General features: G+C 65.2%; 13 protein-coding genes and 1 tRNA gene. 4 read left to right on the top strand and 10 right to left on the bottom strand.

Features of this window, described 5'->3' with window-relative positions; genetic code table 11:
• Nucleotides 1–217 precede the first annotated feature (217 nt).
• Together Q0X61_RS05050 and Q0X61_RS05045 are read left to right on the top strand one after the other, a co-directional pair.
• Nucleotides 218–979: an ABC transporter ATP-binding protein gene (locus Q0X61_RS05050; protein ID WP_297740981.1), complete on the top strand. Its 762-nt coding sequence runs from the start codon at nt 218–220 to the stop codon at nt 977–979.
• The gene (locus tag Q0X61_RS05045; RefSeq protein WP_297740979.1) at nt 976–3,504 is read left to right on the top strand and encodes an ABC transporter permease; all 2,529 of its coding nucleotides are present in this window, start codon (nt 976–978) and stop codon (nt 3,502–3,504) included. Before Q0X61_RS05050 ends, Q0X61_RS05045 begins: the two co-directional genes overlap by 4 nt.
• A gap of 100 nt (nt 3,505–3,604) precedes the next feature.
• On the opposite strand, the gene Q0X61_RS05040 is transcribed toward Q0X61_RS05045, so the two are convergent.
• Nucleotides 3,605–4,537 carry an NAD(P)-dependent oxidoreductase gene (locus Q0X61_RS05040; RefSeq protein WP_297740977.1) on the bottom strand — a complete coding sequence of 311 codons (933 nt, stop codon included), beginning with the start codon at nt 4,535–4,537 and terminating at the stop codon, nt 3,605–3,607.
• A 32-nt stretch (nt 4,538–4,569) separates the two neighbouring features.
• On the opposite strand from Q0X61_RS05040, the gene Q0X61_RS05035 reads away from it, so the two are divergent.
• Together Q0X61_RS05035 and Q0X61_RS05030 are read left to right on the top strand one after the other, a co-directional pair.
• Complete coding sequence (locus tag Q0X61_RS05035; protein WP_297740975.1) at nt 4,570–5,529, top strand: TRM11 family methyltransferase; 960 nt, start codon at nt 4,570–4,572, stop codon at nt 5,527–5,529.
• Between the two features lie 474 nt (nt 5,530–6,003).
• Nucleotides 6,004–6,498: a histidine phosphatase family protein gene (locus Q0X61_RS05030; RefSeq protein ID WP_297740973.1), complete on the top strand. Its 495-nt coding sequence runs from the start codon at nt 6,004–6,006 to the stop codon at nt 6,496–6,498.
• Between the two features lie 13 nt (nt 6,499–6,511).
• Here Q0X61_RS05030 and Q0X61_RS05025 read toward each other — a convergent pair whose 3' ends face one another.
• The 9 genes from Q0X61_RS05025 to topA all read right to left on the bottom strand — a co-directional run bounded on the left by Q0X61_RS05025 (nt 6,512) and on the right by topA (nt 18,524).
• A complete protein-coding gene (locus tag Q0X61_RS05025; protein ID WP_297740971.1) occupies nt 6,512–7,582 on the bottom strand; it encodes a winged helix DNA-binding domain-containing protein in 1,071 nt (356 codons plus the stop codon).
• Nucleotides 7,575–8,927, bottom strand: a complete 1,353-nt coding sequence (locus Q0X61_RS05020; RefSeq protein ID WP_297740969.1) for an NAD(P)/FAD-dependent oxidoreductase — start codon at nt 8,925–8,927, stop codon at nt 7,575–7,577. Before Q0X61_RS05020 ends, Q0X61_RS05025 begins: the two co-directional genes overlap by 8 nt.
• Before the next feature lie 164 nt (nt 8,928–9,091).
• Nucleotides 9,092–9,164 (bottom strand) — tRNA-Thr (locus Q0X61_RS05015).
• A gap of 52 nt (nt 9,165–9,216) precedes the next feature.
• The gene (locus Q0X61_RS05010) at nt 9,217–10,878 is read right to left on the bottom strand and encodes an alpha/beta hydrolase (protein ID WP_297740967.1); all 1,662 of its coding nucleotides are present in this window, start codon (nt 10,876–10,878) and stop codon (nt 9,217–9,219) included.
• A 26-nt stretch (nt 10,879–10,904) separates the two neighbouring features.
• Complete coding sequence (locus Q0X61_RS05005; RefSeq protein WP_297740965.1) at nt 10,905–12,692, bottom strand: hypothetical protein; 1,788 nt, start codon at nt 12,690–12,692, stop codon at nt 10,905–10,907.
• Nucleotides 12,693–12,780: 88 nt separating this feature from the next.
• Nucleotides 12,781–13,923, bottom strand: coding sequence for a DNA polymerase III subunit delta' (locus Q0X61_RS05000; RefSeq protein WP_297740963.1), 1,143 nt, complete (start codon nt 13,921–13,923; stop codon nt 12,781–12,783).
• Nucleotides 13,924–13,954: 31 nt separating this feature from the next.
• Nucleotides 13,955–14,575 (bottom strand): dTMP kinase, encoded by a 621-nt coding sequence (gene tmk, locus Q0X61_RS04995; protein ID WP_297740961.1) that lies wholly within the window; start codon nt 14,573–14,575, stop codon nt 13,955–13,957.
• A complete protein-coding gene (locus Q0X61_RS04990) occupies nt 14,572–15,915 on the bottom strand; it encodes a hypothetical protein (RefSeq protein WP_297740959.1) in 1,344 nt (447 codons plus the stop codon). The genes tmk and Q0X61_RS04990 overlap by 4 nt, the downstream gene beginning before the upstream one ends.
• A complete protein-coding gene (gene topA / locus Q0X61_RS04985) occupies nt 15,915–18,524 on the bottom strand; it encodes a type I DNA topoisomerase (protein WP_297740957.1) in 2,610 nt (869 codons plus the stop codon). Before topA ends, Q0X61_RS04990 begins: the two co-directional genes overlap by 1 nt.
• Between the last annotated feature and the right edge of the window lie 16 nt (nt 18,525–18,540).

The raw sequence follows: 18,540 nt of genomic DNA, 5'->3' as shown, positions 1-18,540 counted from the left end.
GGGCATTAACGACTTGCGCGACTGAGCGCACTCTAGATGCCAATTTTGGCCGTTTAGGGGCGGTTTTTGCCATCTGGTGTGCTCTCTGTCGCGTAAACGCCGTCAGCCCCCAGGATGACGTGCAAGACCATCCTCCGGGCTGACGCTTTCCGCGCGGGGGCTGCGTAGCGTTCGTAACGTCACCCAAATTGGAACCAGATTGGAAAGCGAGTGCACCATGCAAGAGTCATTCGAGGAGCTGCGCGACGTCGCGGCCGCCACCCGCGATCTGAGAAAGATCTACGGCGAAGGCGCCACCCAGGTTGAGGCGCTTGCCGGCGTCGATGTGCAGTTCAAACGCGGCGAGTTCGCCGCGATCATGGGGCCATCGGGCTCCGGCAAATCGACGCTCATGCACATGCTCGCCGGCCTCGACCGCCCCAGCTCCGGCCTCGTCTGGCTGGCAGGGAAGTGGATCACCAGCCTGAAAGACAACGACGTCACGCTCCTGCGGCGCGACCGCGTCGGCTTCGTCTTCCAGGGGTTCAACCTGCTGCCGATGTACACCGCGAAGCAGAACATCCTGCTGCCCTTCGAGCTCGCCGGCACGAAACCCGACGACGCGTGGTTCGCCACGGTCGTCGATCTACTGCACCTCGGCGACCGCCTAGAGCACCTCCCCTCGGAACTCTCCGGCGGGCAACAGCAGCGCGTCGCCGTGGCACGCGCGCTCATCACCAAGCCCGACGTGATCTTCGCCGACGAGCCCACGGGCAACTTGGACTCGCGCGCGGGAAGTCAAGTGCTCTCCTTCCTGCGCACGAGCGTGCGCGAGCTAGGGCAGACCGTCATCATGGTGACCCACGACGCCGTCGCCGCCGCGCACGCGAGCCGCGTCCTTCTCCTCGCCGACGGGCGCATCGCTGGCGAAATCCAAGACCCGACGCCTGAAGCGGTCTCCACCAGTCTCGATCTCCTCCGCACCGACGAGGTGGCATGATGTGGCACTTCGCAATCACGCAGATGCGTTCGTCGGTCGGCAAGCTCGTGCTGGCGGGCATCGCCATCGTGCTGGGCACGGGCTTCGTGTCAGCGACGCTGCTCGGCACCAGCATCATGAAAGCGACCGCGGAAGCCGTAGCCACCGCGGACTTGAACGGGGCAGACGTCGCAGCCAAGCAAGTCAATATCACCGACGAGCAACTCGCCGCCGTGCGCGCCACTCCCGGTGTCAAGACCATCGATTACCGGCTCAACGAGGGCGTGCCCGTGGGGAACGCGACATCGACGTACTTCCTACAATTACAGTCGCTGCCGACGGCAGGCGACGCGCCAACACCTGCGGAAGGAACAACGCCGAAGGCTCCCGGCGAGCTGATGATCGCGCACGATCTCGCCAAGTCGCTACACGTGAGAGCGGGCGACACGCTCCAGTGGTCTGGGCCAGAAGACAAGGGTAGGGAATTCAAGATCGTCGGTGTCACCCAGCCGAGCATGTCCTTGTTGAGCACCGCGCCGTCGTGGGCGACCGCAGAAACAGTGCAGCAGGTTCGCGCCGCATACGCAGAAGAACAAGTCGACAACGACACGCTACTCGTCTACACCGACGGCTCACGCAACCCGAGCGAGGTAGCGGCCGACATTGCGAAGAAAATTCCTTACACCGTGCACACCGCACAGGAGGTCATCGATCAGCAGGTTGAGGGCATGGTCGGCAATGCGAATTTCTTCGTATTCTTGGGGCTCGCCTTCGCAGCCGTTGCGGTGGGCGTGGCTGCCATGGTGATCGCCAACACGTTCGAGGTGCTCGTCGCGCAGCGCACGAAGGCCCTCGCCCTGCTGCGCTGCGGCGGTGCCACGAAGGCGCAGATCCGTCGGTCGGTGCTCATCGAGGCCGCGGTGTTGGGCGTCGTCGCGTCGGTTGTCGGTATTCTGCTCGGCCACGGGCTCGGCTACGCCGGCCTTTGGTGGGTGTCGACGCAGTCCTCCGACGCCGCGAAGCTCGGCAGCATGGGTGTGAATATGCCGGCGATCCTCGTGCCCCTCATCGTCGGCCTGGTGGTGACCGTGCTCGCAGCACTCGGCCCCGCCCGGGCCGCCACGCGGGTGAGCCCCGTGGCCGCACTGCGCCCGACGACGGTGAACCCCGTGCGGACGAAGAGCGGTCTGCGCAAGGTCGTGGGGCTGGTCATACTCATCCTCGGTGCTCTGATGCTGGGCTTCCCCACCGCTTTGGTGTACGGCTACCGCGCCGACGGCGACCTCACCGGGCTCATCGACCTGCTCGGTGTTCTGCTGCTCATCGGCGTGGCCGGCGGGCTGCTGCTCGTCGCGGGGTTCCTCGTGCTGGCCGTGTACATGGTGCCGCAGATGGTAGCGGTGCTCGGGTGGCTGGTTGCGCTCGTCGTGCCGCAGAAATCGAAGGCGACGGTGCGGCTGGCCACAGCGAACGCCACGCGGAACCCTCGTCGGACGGCGGCTACCACATCGGCGCTCGTGATTGGCGTGGGCCTGGTGACTTTGATGGCGACGGGTGCGGCCTCGGGGCGAGCCACGATCGAGAATTCACTCGACGAGTTCTACCCCACCGAGGTGGTGGTCAGTGTCAATGGCACCGAGGCATTTTCCGACAATCTGGTGAAAGCCGTCGAGGGCGTGGAGGGCGTCGAGCACGTCGCCCGCGCATGGATGGCCAGCGACGCCAACGGTAACCACGTGATGATCGCGAAGCGCGACGACGTGTTGGCCACGGTGAAGACCTCAAACTACTCGCTGCAACCCGGGCGCGTCGGTGTGGACCCGCGGCCGTTCCACGAGGGAGGCGTTCCCGACGAGGTGGTGCTCAGCATCCAGACGCCGTCGGGAGAGAGAACGAAGCCCATCACGCTGCCCACCCAGACCGTGAAGAATCTCTCGGTGGCGATGGTGGTGGAGCCTGAGACCATCGAGCAGTCCGGGGCGCAGCTCGGCCAGCCGACGATGCTCTTGCTGAACGTCAACGACGAGCGGGTGGACGACGTCGTGCTCGACGTGCAGCGCGTAGTCTCCGAGCATGGCGGCGACTCGGCGCCTTCCGTAGCGGCGCCGCTACAGCAGCGCCAGAACATGACTCGGGTGATCGACGCGGTGGTGGCCGTGATGATTGGTCTGCTCGCGGTGGCGGTGGTGATTGCCCTTGTCGGCGTGGCAAACACGCTCACGCTGTCGGTGATTGAGCGGCGACGCGAGCACGGCATGCTGCGCTCCGTCGGCGTCACGGGCAGTCAGTTGCGCGGGATGCTGGCCGCAGAAGGCGTGCTCATCTCGGTAGCCGGTGCTGTGATCGGCACCCTGCTCGGGGTGCTGACCGGCTTCGCTGGGGCAACGATCCTGCTCAGCAGCGCGGACGGCTTTGTGTTCGCCCTCGATTGGCGCGTGCTGCTCGGCATCTTGGTCGTCGCGGTGGTGGCTGGGCTCATCGCCTCCGTCATGCCGTCACGGTCGGCGGCGCGGGTGCCCGTCGTGGTGGCGCTGGCCGCAGAGTAGGCCTAGCAGGCCCCATGAGGTGGCAGATTGGCGCCCGTCAATGGGCGCTGATCTGCCACCTTGTGCGTATGCGACGGGCATGACGCGCGCGAGGTGCTTCTCAGCGGGTGACCAGGTTACGGAACTCGCCGCCTGTGGCGAGCGCGCGGAGCTGTTGGGTGACCAGCTCGTCGGCGCCGATGGGGCGGCCACCCGCAGCGTGCGGGGAGATGAGCAGGTTCGGGGCCTCCCACAGCGGCGAGTCCTCCGGCAGGGGCTCGTGCCACATCACGTCGATAGCCGCACCAGCGATCGATCCGCCCTCCAACGCCTGCACCAGCGCGTCCTCGTCAACAGTGCGCCCCCGCCCAACATTCACGACGTAGGCGTGCTCAGGCAACTGCTCCAGGCGCTCGGCGTTCAGTGCGTTTGTGGTGTGCTCGGTGTCGGGCAGTATCATGATGAGCACATCCGCGCGGGCGAGTTCGCCGTCGAGGTGCGCCTCGTCGACGACCGGAAACCCGCCACGCTCCCCCGCCGAGCGGGCCGCGCCGACGACGTTGGCGCCCAGCGTCTCCAGCACTGGGGCGAGGCGTTGCGCGATCGACCCGAACCCCCAGATGAGCACGTTGGCACCAATCAGGGTGGTGACGGGCTTCGTCGCGAGCTCCTGGCGGCCGCTGATCTCCCACGTCCAGGTGTGTGTGGCCTTGTTCGCGACGACTGTCGGCACCTTGCGCACGAGCGCCAAGGTGAGCGCGACGGTGTGCTCGGTCACGGTGCGATCGTGCAGGCCCGCGCCCCCGCAGAGCACCGCGTCGTCGTTGAATCCCGCTGCGAGGATGGCGTCGGTGCCGGCCATGAGCGTCTGCACCAGCTTTAGCTTCGGCAGCTGCGGCGCGATCTCCTTGAGCTTGCCAGGCTTGTTGCCCCACACAACGAGCACCTCGGCGTCGCGGTGCTCGTCGGGGATATCTTCTTTGATGTCGTAGATGACCTGCTCGTCATCGGTGTCGAGAGCCAGGGGAAAGGAGTTGGGCACGAGGATCTTCATGTGTCCACAGTAGTCCGCGCTACCCTTCCATCATGCCCGGATACCTCATGTTGCTCGCGCCCTCCGCCAACCGCGTCTACGCCGGGTCCGCGCCGCAGCTCGCCGTCGCAGAGCTCAAGGCCACCTGCCCGGGCGCCTTCGACGTCGAACCCGTCGAGCTGGCGGGCGTGCCGTACTTGGCGTTCACCGCTGACGAGGGGGCGCTCGACATGGTGGCTCTCCAGTCGGGGTGTTTCGCGCTGTTCGAGCACCGAGAGGGGTTGCTTCGGCCGGTCGAACTGCCGAAGGTGTTCCGTTTCCCCGACGATCTCGTCACCATCCCGAAGTATCAGGGCAAGACGAATGAGCAGTTCACGCAGCTGTTGTTGAACGTCACGCTGGGCGCGGTGACGCGTGAGGCCGACGGCCGCCGCCAGGTGCTCGACCCGATGGCCGGGCGCGGCACCACACTGTCGACCGCGCTGCGGCAAGGCCACGACGCGTACGGCGTCGAGCTGGATGACAAGGCGTTCGAGGCGGCCGCGTCGTTTTGGAAGTCCTATTTCCGCCGCAAGCGCATGAAACACACGGCCGACGTCACGCCCGTGAAACGCAACGGACGCGCGGTGGGCCGGCGCCTTGACCTGCGCGTCGACGGCCTCACCGCCACCATGTTCACCGGCGACGCCCGCGACTCCGCGCAGCTCTTCGGCAAGAAGCGCTTCGACGCGGTGGTCACCGATGCGCCCTACGGCGTGGCGCACGGCGCGACGAGCGACTCCGGCCGCCACCGCTCCCCCGCCGAGCTGCTCGCCGAAGCCATCCCCGTGTGGGCGGGCCAGCTGAAGCACGGCGGCGCGCTCGGCGTCGCGTGGAACACGTTCGGGCTCTCCCGCGACGATCTCTCGGCCCTGTGCGAGAGCGCCGGCCTGCGCGTCGTCGACGGCGAGGAGTTTGCCCACCGCGTGGACGCGTCCATCAAGCGCGACGTGCTGGTCGCGCGCAAGCCCTGACGCTGGGCGGCTGCGCTGCGGGGGTGGTTTCGATACGCCGCCTCCGGCGGCTACTCAACCACCGGTGCAGGCAGGCGTGGCCCCACCGAGCGTCGAGCCGCCACTCACCCGACCGTCGAGTAAGCGCGAAGCGGGGTTTCGAGACGCAACGTGGTTTCGATACGCGCCCTACGGCCGCTACTCAACCACCGGAGACGAGGCGCCCTCCCCCAACCGTCAAGCCGCCGCAACCCAGACCGTCGAGTAGGCGGCGCAGCCGCTGTATCGAGACGCGGTGAGGGGAAGGAGCTAACCCGATATCCACACGCGTTTGCTGCACAGGCCGATTCTGCCCGGTTTCGACAAACGAATGTGGATATCGGGTTAGCCAAGCGATCAGAGGGGTGTGGTTTCGAGTCGCGGGGACAGTTTCGATACGCCGCCTGCGGCCGCTACTCAACCACCGGAGACGAGGCGCTCGCATAGGCTTGCTGCATGCGATGCATTTTCATGCGGCATGCCCAGGCCGAAGATTTCTCCCTCACCGGCGACCACGACCGGCGCCTCACCGTCCGCGGGCGCGAGCAGGCAGTTGCCGCAGGCGAACTTCTCCAGCCCCTTGGCGTCACACACGCATACGTGTCGACGGCAGCCCGGGCCCGCGAGACCTTCGAGCTCCTCGGCCTTGACTGCGCCGTCGAATACCTCCCCGGCCTCTACAACACCCACCACGACGGGGTGCTCGAAGCGCTCGTCGCCGCAGAAACCACACCGTCGGGCGCGGCGCTCATCGTCGGCCACAACCCCTCGATGCACAGCTGGGCCGCTGAACTCGCCAGGCTCAGCAATGCCACCGCAGCAGCCGCCATCGCAGCATCATTCCCGACGGCCGCCCTCGCCGCCTTCCATCTCCCAAACACCCCGTGGGAATCGTTCCTCGCTGGCAACCTGCCCGACGAAGTCCAACTCGAACACGTCCACCTGCGCTAACTCAGGCGCCGGCTCACGCCTGCACAAACGGATACTCAGCGAACCGCCGACGCACGCCGGCATGAGCACGCTTGGGGATGCCCGCAAGCTCCGTGAGCTCCAACGTGCGACGCCCAGCCTGCCCGCCACGGCTCCAGAAGGCCCGCACCACGCCGTCGACGACCACCGATTTCCTGAACACGCCGTTGTTGCCGGGCACGAGCGCGTCGTGGGTGGCTTGGTCCATCGCAAACAGCCTGTCGGGGTAGCCCAAGATGTATTCGTCGAAGCCAGGCAACAGGAGTGGTTGCGACGCGGCCCGCGCCAGGTCGTCCATGATCTCGGGCGGCGAAGCCGACGCGTACGTCTCGTCGCCGAGATACGTGACATCGTCGGGTAGCTGTGGCAGCGCCGCCCGAATTGTCCTGAGCGGAAGCTTGCACCACCACGCGAAATCCCGTACGGTCGCCGGCCCGTGGCTGCGGAAGTAGCGCGCCGCGAGTTCCGTCGTCGCGGATACGGCATCGCCGTTGAAGCGCTGCTCCAGGCCGGGGCCGAGCAGCTCGTCGGCGAGCATGAGCTGCTGATCGACACCGTTCCAGTGGCCGTAGCACAGCACCCCTTCTGCGATCAGCGTGAAGATGCAGTGATACCCCCGCCCGCCACGGTGGTCGAGGTCTGCTGCCGCCATCAAATCCATGAACTCGCCCCTGCTCACACCCTTGCCAGGCGCGATGTCGCGCACGCGCTGCTCCATCTGACGGATCTCGGCCTCTGTGATGCCGTCGACTCGTTCGCGACGCCTGCGCGCCTCCCCCAACGACTTCCCCGCACACAAGTCGGTGATCCAGCGCAGATCCTCGGCAGTGCTCAAGAACACGGTGCCGCGCATCGGATAGCCGCGCACGAGTTCACCGGCGTTCATCGCCGCGATGACATCCGCGACTAAGCCCGTCGCGCGCAGCGCTGCGGAGGCCATGACACCCGGAAGATCCTGCCCCTGCATCACGCCAAACGCACGCACGGCGTCGACGGGCGACGCCCACCGGGGCTGGATGAGACCTTGGGCGGCGAGGCGAGCTCGGGCGAGTTGACGATCAGGCACACCTGGAGGCTACCGCAGCCGCGGCCGCCTGGCCGGAGCGCAGCGCACCCTCCATGTACCCGTTGAACCGGGTGGCGTACTCGGCGCCGGCCCAGTACAGCACCCCTTCTGGCTTCGCGAGCCCCGGGCCGACGGCGGTCCAAATGCCCGGCGCAAAATGTGCTCCGTGGCAGCCCTGAGTGAATTGCTCCGCCGTCCAGTCGCGCTCGACGTAGCCGCTTGGCTGGGGCACGTCGTTGCTGAACGATGCCCGCACGGAATCCAGGAAAGCCCGTTCCCGAATCTGTGGTGTGCGCTTCGCCAACGACACCGCCTCAGAACCCGAGAAGAAGCCCATGAGGTGACCCTGCGACGCATTCGTCGGCGTGGTGTCGAACGTGACCCGCACCGGCCCGGCATCCGCGCTGGACTGACCCGACAGCCCCCGCGCGCGCCAGAAAGGCTCATCGAACAGCAGGTACGCCTTAATCACATTGCCTGGGCTCACCTTGTCGGCCTCCTCGAGGCGCCACGTCGGCAACGCGGGCTCATGCGCAAGCGCCGTAGCCAGGCGCGGTGGAAGCGTCGAGATCACGAATCGCGCCTCGACTTCCTCGCCGCTGGCGAGCACCACGGTGGCGCCGTCGGCACGATGCCGAACGCACGTTACTTCCTGGCCGAGGCGCACGGTGTCGCCGAGGTCTGCGGCCATGCGTCGGGCCAGCTCGTGCATGCCGCCCACCACGCGCAGCTGCTCCAGCTGCCCGTTCACGGCCAACATGGACTCGAGATCGGGCCCGTCCTCGACGAGATGCAACGCCTCCGACAGCGGTGTGCTGGCTGCTTCCACGTCGAATGCGGAGGCGAACACCTCGGCGAACCGCGCCCGCGACATGTCGGTGCGGATGTTCGCAGAGGCCCAGCGCTCCAGCGACTGCTCCAGCCACAGATGGTTCGCCCGAGCCCACACCTTGTCATTGACGAGCCGATGCGCCAGTCGCCGCAGGCGAAGGAGCCCTTGCCCTAAGTCGGCCACTTCGAACGGATTGAGCACGGTGGTGTTGCCGTCGGTGGGAATCTGATGCGTCTTTTCGTGATGGCGAACGATGAAGCGACCGTTTGGTTCGGGAATGCCGACGGTCTCCAGGCCAAAGTGGGCAATCAGCTCACGCAGCGCGTCGAAGCCGGAGCCAATCCACTGCCCGCCCATCTCGAGATAGGATCCGTCGGGCAACGCAATGTTTTCCACCCGCCCACCGACGCGGTCACGGGCTTCGAGGACGGTCACACGCAGCCCGCGAGCGCTCAGGTCTCGGGCCGCTTCAAGCCCCGCCAAACCGGCTCCGATGATGGCTGCGTCATACACGACCCGGACTCCTGTTCTTGACATCATTGAACAGGCACCAGCCTACAAAGGCGGCCCTGGCCGGTTCCGGGCGCCCCCTAGTTGAGCGCAGAAGAAGCTCAGACACCGTGGATGCGACTCCGCCGTATGGCTGAACATTCGCGCGAACACACGTGAGCTACCAGAGCCGTCCACGGGAATCGAACCCGTGACCTACGCTTTACGAGAGCGTCGCTCTACCGACTGAGCTAGGACGGCAGCAAGGTGAAACTATAGCGGTAACCCAGCAAAACCTCACAACCCGGCATCACTACTTGCACCGCTTCCCCTCCTCGGGCAGCGTGCCGTCAGCCAGAAACGCCCCGACGGTGCGCGTTACGCATTCGTTGCCGCCGGTGACGGCGCCGTGCCCGGCACCTTCGTAGGTGAGGAGTCTCGCTGGCTCGAGCTGCTTCGCCATCCGCTCGGCCTGCTCGTAGGGCGTCGCGGAGTCGCCTGTCGAACCGATGACGAGGATCGGGTCGGCGTCTTTCGCGTCGAGCTTGTACGGCGGCAATGATTCGGCCGTCCAGAACTCGCACTGGTACCTATAGCCCATGTGGCGACCGAAAATGGGCGTGTCCGCCATGGCTTCCTTGGCGCGTTGCGGCACGACTGCGGCCCCCTTGTCGTACGAATCTGCGCAGCTCATTGCAGGGAATGCATAGGCAAGCGTGTCGTATTGGCCGCCCTGCCCTCGTCCGTTCAATTCGTCGGCTGCCCGCAGGAGCCCTTCGCCGTCACCTGCCATCGCCTCGCGTAGGAACTCCGCGAGCGCGCGGTAGCCCGAATCGTCGGCGTACAGGAACATGGCGATGCCGGTGGCCGCAAGCGACTGCGTCAGCATGCGGTTGCCTACTTCGAGGGGCGACGCGTCCAGACTTTGCAGCCAGTTTGTGACCTGCTGCTGGAGCTCCTTCGACGACTTCCCGTGCAGCACGCATACCTGCTGTTCCGCGCACCAGTCAGCCCAAGCGACGAAGGCTCGCTCGAACCCGACGATCTGCGGCACTGGTTCTTCGTCGGTGATCTCGACGGCACCGTCGAGCACGAGCCGCCCGGAGGTGTCGGGGAACAAGGTGGCGTACATCGCGCCGATGAAGGTGCCGTACGAGACGCCCAGGAAGTTCAGTTTCTTGGCTCCGACGAGGTGCCGCAGCAGATCCATGTCGCGAACCACGTCGATGCTGGAGATGTGGTCGAGCAGCTTGCCCGAGGCGTCTCGACATTGCTTCGCGAACTGACGGTAGCCATCCTGGAGGGCGCGTTCTTCTTCTGCGTCGTCGGGGGTGGAGTCGAGGTCGAAGAGTTTGTCGGTTTCTGCTGGGGAACCGCATTGGACATGCGTGGATTCGCCCGTACCGCGCGGGTCCCAGCCGATCAAGTCCATGCCCTCGAAGTAGTCGGGTGCGAATCGAGTGGCGAATCCTGTGCCGCCCGCACCAGGGCCGCCGGGGTTGACGAAGAGTGGATCCAAGCTCGGATTAGCGCTCGGCACCTTCGTGATCGCCAACTCGACGGCGGCTTGTCCAGGGTTCTCCCAGTCGAGCGGAGCGAGGATCTTCGCGCACAGGCCCTGACCGCACGTCTCCCACTCGACGGGTTGCTCGGCGTAGGCGCGCAGATCATCGCCCAAGCCGCCTGGGAACCTAACCTTCGGCTGCCCCGTCGCCTGGTAGTCGGTCTGGCGATCAGGATTGGGGGTGGCATCGGGATTGAAAACATCAAGCGTGTCGAGTGGACGGGCGAGTTTGCCGGGCATGCGCTGCCCTGCTTCCACCTTCCGGGGCCCCTGGCGGGTGGGCTGCACCTTCGGCGGCTGTTGGTCGGGTGACGTACCCCCGCCGACGAGCCCAAACGCGAACAGAGAAAAGACAAGGCTTACACAAAGCAGTGCGATGACAACCTGTGTGAGCCTCAGTCTTTTATCCATACGGAAAGCCTATAGGGCTGATGCAATTATTCGTCGATCGTTTCCTTCGACTTCTGCCTCGCGGCATAGATGGCGCCGTCAATCGACCAGCGTCCGGCACCGAAGGCGACGATGACGAGCGCGGCAGCCAGCGTCAGCAGCGTGCGGTCGCCGAGGAAGCCCTCACTGCCCTCCGTGAAGATGCTGAACGCACCCCACCGGAACAGCGCCAGTGACGCTCCCGAGATGAGCACGAGCAGCACGCTGACGAAGCGTGCACCCAAACCGATGAGCAGGAACGCAGCCAGCACAGCCAGGCTGTAGCCAAGGACCCATGCGACGAGTCGCGGCTCGGGCACGACGGTTCCGGCGAGGAACTCCTCTGTGCGAGCGACGTTTTGGAGCACCTGGTACGCCAGCACGCCGATAATCGCTGCAAGCACTCCGCGCAGCACGAAGAGCGAAAACGCGCCAAAGAACTTGTCGGCCTGGCGCTTCACCGGCCTGGTGACGACGCGCACCCCGGAATCCTGCGAGCTGGGCACGACGCCGAGACGGGCATCGCGCGCATCCCGCTGCTCCTGAAGCCGGGCCTGGCGCTCACGCTCCTCGGCTTCCTCGGCGGCAAGGCGCTCGTCGTCAATAACTTGCGTGTTGTGATCCACCGCTGGGGCGAAAGCCTGCGTTGTTTCGGCCTCGAGCTCTTGTTCAGCGGCAGGCTCGGGCTCTACTTTCTGGTGTTCTTCGCGGTAGAGCGATGCGTACTGACCATCGCCATGCTTGGCTCCGTCGCCAGGGCCAGCCGCCACGGCATCTGCTGCCAGCGGCGCGCCTGCCGCAGCGGCTTCACCCTCAACGCGTTCATCACGAGGCTCCGGCTCTGGCTGGGGTTCAGCCTCCGGCTGTGTCTCGGCCTCGTGTTGAGGTGTCGCATCGGGGGACTGCTCCGCCTCGGGCTGGGGCTCCGCCACTTCGGGCTGTATCCGCTCCTCCGGCTGCGTCTCGGGCTCGCGCCCGATCTCATTGCGATCAACCGCACTGTGCACAGCCGTGGATTCGGGGTCGTCCTCGGTGCGAGGCTCAACAGCAGCATCGGTGATGCTCTCAGGCTGCTCGGCAGCTACTTCCGGCACGATCGGGCGAGGGCGCACCGGAGTGTGTTCGTCGTCGGCAGTCTCGTAGCTACCGTAGAATTCATCGACGGGGGAAGTGCTCTCCGAGGACTGCTCACCCTGAATTTCCTCAACCGGATGGTCCTCGACCGGGCTTTCGTCAGCCATGCGTTCCTCAGCGGGATAGTGATCCGTCGGCTGCTCCTTAACCGAGCTTTCGTCAACCAGACGTTCCTGAGCCAGATTCTCCTCGGCCAGGCTTTCGTCGGCCGAGCTTTCCTCAACCGGATTGTCGGTAACCGGCTGCTCTTCGGCCAGTCGCTCATCCTCATGCGCGGCTGAAGCAGCAGTCTGCTGCACATCGCCGGCCTCAACATCGGGCGTCACCGCATGAGTAGGAAACGCCGCAGGCGCCGGCTCGGTAGTGGGTGCTTCGTCGACGGCAGATATCCCGGCGTCGGGCTCCACGGCGTCGGGCACCTCCTCAGCTACTACCTGCGTCTGCTCGACCGACTCTTCCTCTTCAGGCTCGGAGTGTTGTGCCCGTCGCATGGGCGGCACATATTCGCGTGCGGCCTCCGGTGTACGCACAGGCACAGCCTGCTCCTGTGCGTAGTCGTCCCATTCCGCAGGGTCGACTTCGACGCCGTAGTCGGTATCGGCATCCCAATCCTCACGGGGGGTGCCCTCCCGAACCCAGTCGTTGGAGTTGTTGGTCGACATTGCTGACCTCGCTCGTTGCGTAGATGTTCTTCCCGCCCATTGTTTCAGCCAAACGGCGAGTTACGGAACCAGACACGCGCCCCACAACCTAGCTTCGAAGGATACCCACCAACAGCGCTTCGAATGCGAGTTGGGGTGCGACGTTACCCTCCAGCCGGGTGCGCGTTGCCAGAATGTGATCCAGCACACGCACGGTGCGCTCAGCGGAAGAACGCCGGGCGAGCTGCTCGACAATGTCGGCGATGTCGGCATTAACCAGCGGCGCTTTGGCGTTGGTTTGCACCGCAAGTACATCGCGATACAGCGCAGTGAACTCGGTAAGTACGCGGTCGAGGGAATCCCGGACAATGCGCTTGCGGCGAGTCTTGTGCTCATCTTCCAACTCTCGCAGTGCGGCCTGCGCATTCCGCGGTTTGCGCGTGCCCCTACCTCCCAAGCCCAGCGATTCCTTCAGTGCCGCCACCTCTTTCTCGTCGAGCGGCGCGCATATTTCTTCGGCATCTGCCGTCGCATTCGCCACGAGGTTTTCAGCCGCCACCAGACAGTCGGTGACACAACCCAGTTTGGCTGGGATGGTGAGCACCTCGTGCCGACGGATGCGCGCGTCTTCAGACCGGGCGAGCCCACGAGCCCTCCCGACGTGCCCCTGCGCCGCGCGTGCGGCGTGGGCAGCCAGCGCTGGGTCGATGCCGTCGCGCTCCACCAGCAGCTGCGCGACAGCTTCGTCGGAAGGCGTGGCGAGCTTGACGGTGCGGCACCGTGAGCGGATGGTGATGATGACGTCGTCAGGGCTGGGCGCGCACAGTAGCCACACCGTGCGCGGGGCGGGCTCTTCGAGCCCCTTGAGCAGGGCATCGGCGGCGCGCTCGGTGACGCGATCGGCGTCTTCCACCACGACGATCTGGTAGCGCCCCTTCACCGGTGCCACGTTGGCGCGAAACACCATCTCGCGCGTCTCCTTCACACCGATGGAGAGCTGTTCGGTGCGCACCAGCGTGACGTCGGGATGGGCGCCACTGAGTGCCGTGCGGCACTCCTCACACGCCCCGCAGCCCCCACGCGGGCACTGCAGTGCCGCAGCGAAAGCCTTGGCAGCATTCGACCTGCCGCTACCAGGAGGGCCGACGAACAGCCAGGCGTGCGTCATGGCGTGCCGAGCACCGGAGACGGCGCGACGCAACGTCGCAACCACGCGTTCCTGCCCAATCAACTCGCCGTAGACGTCCGCCATGTCTCACATCCTGCCACGCCGCACTGACAATTCAGCTTCGTCGAGCGAGCAACCCATCGACGGCATCCGCCACGCGTTTGGCAATCTCGTCCCGAGGGGCTCGCGCGTGCAGGACGAGATACTCGTCGGGGCGCTGGGCGGCGAGGTCGAGGAAGTGCTGCCGTGCGCGCCGGTGGAACTCTGCGCCGGCGTCCTCGAGCCGATCCTTCGTCGCAATGCGGTGTACCGCGTCGGCGGGGTCGACGTCGAGAAGAATCGTCAGGTGCGGGCGCAGCCCCCCGACTGCCCACCATGCGATGCGCGACACGTCGTCAAGGTTCAGCGCCCTGCCAGCGCCCTGGTAGGCGATCATGGAATCGACGTAACGGTCGGTGATAACCACCTTCCCACTCGCCAGTGCGGGGGCGATGAGTTCGTGCACGTGCTGGGCCTTGTCGGCGGCGTAGGTGAGTGCTTCTGCCCTGGCATCGACGTCGCCTGTCGCCGGGTCGAGCAGCAGGCGTCGGAGGGTGGCGCCCAGTTGCGTGCCCCCCGGTTGGCGCGTCACCACTCTTTCTACGTCGAGGCTAGCCAGGTGCGCAGCGAGGTACTCGACCTGGGTGGATTTGCCGACGCTGTCTCCGCCCTCGAATGCAATGAAGATGCCTGTCACCGCAACTTCTTTCGCATCTTCTTCAATGCTTTTCTGCCCTTTGCGACATGCTCGGGCCACGTATCGATCAGGGTTCGACGAGCCCGTACCACATTCCACTGCGCGTGCTCCACGTCTCGTCCGAGTTGGAAGGCTTCCTCCGGAGACAGGCCAGCGACCTCAATGCCGTCGGGCGGGCTCACCGATGAGCGCAGGAGGTCGATCACTTCGCCGAGTTCACGATCAAGCTTGCGCGCGGGTTTACCAAACAGGGGTTCGAGCAGGCGGTTCGTCGCTTGGAGCTGCAAGGCCGACCGCAGCGCGGCACCCCATGCTTCGTCGGGACCATCCAGTTCGAGCGCTCGGCACCGATCGAAGAGGATCATGAGCGCATGCTCCATGCGGCTATTGAGCGCCACGCGGGCACTCTCCGTCGACATATTGCCAAGCTTCGGCGCACGCACAGCCCCGACGAGCGCGTCAATGACGCCTAGAAGGAGATCGTCTCGGCTGCCGGGATGCGACGAGGCAAGCGTCCGCAGGTCAGTTTCAAGCTCATCGCGCCACGCCGGTTCAAGCACCGGGGCGAGCCCCCGAAGGTCATGCGAGAGCTTGTCGATCTCGACGCGCTCCTCCTCCGGCTCCTGCTTCAATTCCGCGATAACGAGCTCGTACAGATGATTCAGTAGCACCTCGGAGACGAACTCTTCCAAATTCATGTCCGAGTCGATGCCTTCTGGTGGCCGGAAGCTCGTCAGCCCGGTGGCGGGAGGGCCGATGCGCTGCTGAAGTGTGGGCGGGGCACCCATGGGGCTCGCATCGATCGCTTCGAGCGCGGAAACGATGAAATCACGCTGCTGGCCCGCGAGCTTGGCCCGTGGAGTCATCGTGATCTCGCGAGTCTCAGGCAGTTCGATGTTGTCGCGAACGATACGGATGGTGTCGTCGCGGATGTCGACAAGATCGTCATCACCACCGCGTAACACGTACTCGTGCCGGTCGCAAACCATCGTGGCGAAGGCCGTAAGCGGTTCGTGGCGCACGAACCACGACAGTTGACGTCGCAACTCGCGCGGTAATTCTCCCGAGCCGTCAAGTGCATAGCTCGCCTCGTCGGGAAGACCTGGCCAGCCCGGCGCGGACACGTACCACTCCCCCGGCTCCTCGTTGCATCGACGACGCGCCACGATGATGCTCGCGCGCAGCAGGCGAGCATCGTGGGAGTCGAGGACGGTGACTTCCATCCGATGGCCTTGCGCGGGGCGCGCGAGCAGGCGGGTAAACCCGGCCGAATTCGACACCAGCGGCGGCACTGAGGCCTCAACCGGCACCTGGAACCGCAGCGGCTTCTGTTTGGCCATCAGGACTTCTTCTTCGTCGTCTTACGCCTCGTGGTCTTGCGCTTGGGAGCCGGGCCCTTGGCGCGCTTGGCTGCCAGCAGCTCGAAAGCGCGGGAGGCGGTGAGGGTGGCAGGGTCTTCCCCGCGCGGCACAGTCACGTTGGTTTCCCCGTCGGTGATATACGGGCCGTAGCGTCCGTCTTTCACCACGACGGGTTTGCCATTGGTTGGGTCTTCACCCAGCTCAAGCAGCGGAGGCTTAGCTGCGGCCCGGCCACGCTGTTTGGGTTGCGCATAGATGGCCTCAGCTTGCTCCATGGTGATGCTGAAGATCTCGTCCTCACTCGTGAGCGAGCGAGAATCCGTGCCTTTTTTCAGGTACGGGCCATAGCGCCCGTTTTGCGCCGTGATCTCCGTGCCGTCCTGGGTTGTTCCGACGACGCGCGGCAAGCTGAGTAGCTGGAGGGCTTGATCAAGCGTGACCGTCTCCAGCGACATCGACTTGAACAGCGATCCGGTGCGCGGCTTCTTCGACTTCGGTGCGTCCTCAGGCAGCAGCTCGGTGACGTAGGGACCGAAGCGCCCGTTCTTCGCGACGATGGTCAACCCCGTCGCCGCATCGACGCCCAGCTCTCTCTGCTCGTCGAGCGGTTGGCTAAGCAGCTCCTCTGCTGCCTCGACGGTGAGCTGATCTGGAGGCAAGTCTTCGGGCACGTTGGCTCGTTTCTTACCCCCCTCCGCTTCAACGTAGGTGCCGTAGCGCCCAACACGCACGTCGATGCCAGAGTCGCCGAGTGGGAAGGTCGACAGGGCTTTGGCGTCGATGTCGCCCAACTCCGTGACGAGGGTCTGCAAGCCTTGCGCCGTCTTGCCTTCAGGGCCGAAATAGAAGTCGTTCAACACGGCGAGACGTTTCGCACGCCCCGACGCGATCTCGTCGAGCTGGTCTTCCAGATGCGCGGTGAAGTCGTAGTCAATGAGCTTAGAGAAGTGCTCCTCGAGCAACCGTGTTACCGCGAAGGCGAGCCACGTGGGCACCAGTGCCGACCCCTTCTTGAACACATAGTCGCGTGCGGTGATGGTGCGGATGATCGATGCGTACGTGGAGGGGCGGCCGATCTCCAGCTCTTCGAGCTTCGCGACAAGCGACGGCTCGGTATATCGCGCGGGGGGCTTCGTCTGGTGCCCCGATTGGGCGACGGCGTAGGCGGCGAGCGTGTCACCCTTGGCCAGTTCCGGCAACCGCGACTGCTGATCGTCGGCGGCGCCCTCGTCAACACTCACGACGTAGGCCTTGAGGAAACCGGGGAACGTGATGGTGCGGCCAGAGGAGACGAGTTCCAGTTCTTGGCCATCGACGACTGCTTGGAAGGATAGCGACATCTGCTCACCCACCGCGTCGGCCATCTGGGAGGCGACCGTGCGCCTCCAGATGAGCTGGTAGAGGCGGTAGTGGTCGCCGTTCAGGCCGGCCTTGTCGGGGTGTACGAACTCATCACCGGCTGGACGGATGGCCTCGTGCGCTTCCTGTGCGTTCTTCACCTTCGACGCGTACACTCGCGGCTTCGGGGAGAGGAACTTCTCGCCAAACAACCCTGCGACGGCGGCTCGCGCGGCCTTGATGGCTTGGTTGGAGAGCGTCACCGAGTCGGTACGCATATAGGTGATGAAGCCCTGCTCGTAGAGGTCTTGAGCCACCGACATCGTGCGCTGCGACGTGAATTGCAGCTTACGGCCAGCCTCCTGCTGCAGGGTCGTAGTGCGGAAGGGCTCATACGGCCGGCGGGTGTAGGGCTTCGCTTCGACGGAGGTCACGACGATCTCCGCGTCGCGCAGGCCGTCGGCAATCTTGGCGGCGCTGGGCTCGTCGAGCACCATGACGTAGGGGTCTTTGGTTTGGCCGTCGGCATCGAAATCTCTGCCCTGGGCCACCTTCTGCCCGCCTACGGATACGAGGCGGCCGGGGAAGGTGCGCGGGTCGCGGTGCTCGCCGGCGTCTAACGTGAGGTCGAGATCCCAATATGCGGCGGGCACGAACGCGATGCGCTCGCGCTCCCTATCGACGATCAGCCGGGTTGCCACCGACTGCACACGCCCGGCGGAGAGCTTCGGCATCACCTTCTTCCACAGCACCGGGGAAACTTCGTAGCCATAGAGGCGGTCCAAAATGCGCCGGGTCTCCTGCGCGTCAACGAGATGGACATCGAGCTCACGTGGGTGCTCCACCGCCTCTTGGATGGCATGCTTGGTGATCTCGTGGAACACCATCCGCTTCACGGGGATCTTCGGCTTCAGTTCCTCGAGCAGGTGCCACGCGATCGCTTCGCCTTCGCGGTCACCATCGGTGGCGAGCAGGAGTTCGTCGACGTCCTTCAGTTTCGCCTTGAGTTCCTTGATGGTGGCTTTCTTGTCGGCACCCACTACATAGATGGGCGTGAAGTCGTCATCCACGTTCACGCCAGTGCGCGCCCATTTCTCGCCCTTGTACTTCGCGGGCACGTCGGACGCGCTGGTGGGCAGGTCGCGGACGTGGCCGCGACTCGAGGTGACCGAGTATTCCTTACCGAGGAAACCAGCGATTTTGGTGGCCTTGGTGGGTGACTCAACGATCACGAGGCGCTGTGGGGTCATGAATTCTTCCTGCTCA

The organism is uncultured Tessaracoccus sp., from assembly GCF_947255005.1.
Lineage (GTDB): Bacteria > Actinomycetota > Actinomycetes > Propionibacteriales > Propionibacteriaceae > Arachnia.
This window is presented reverse-complemented; position numbering and strand designations above follow the sequence as displayed.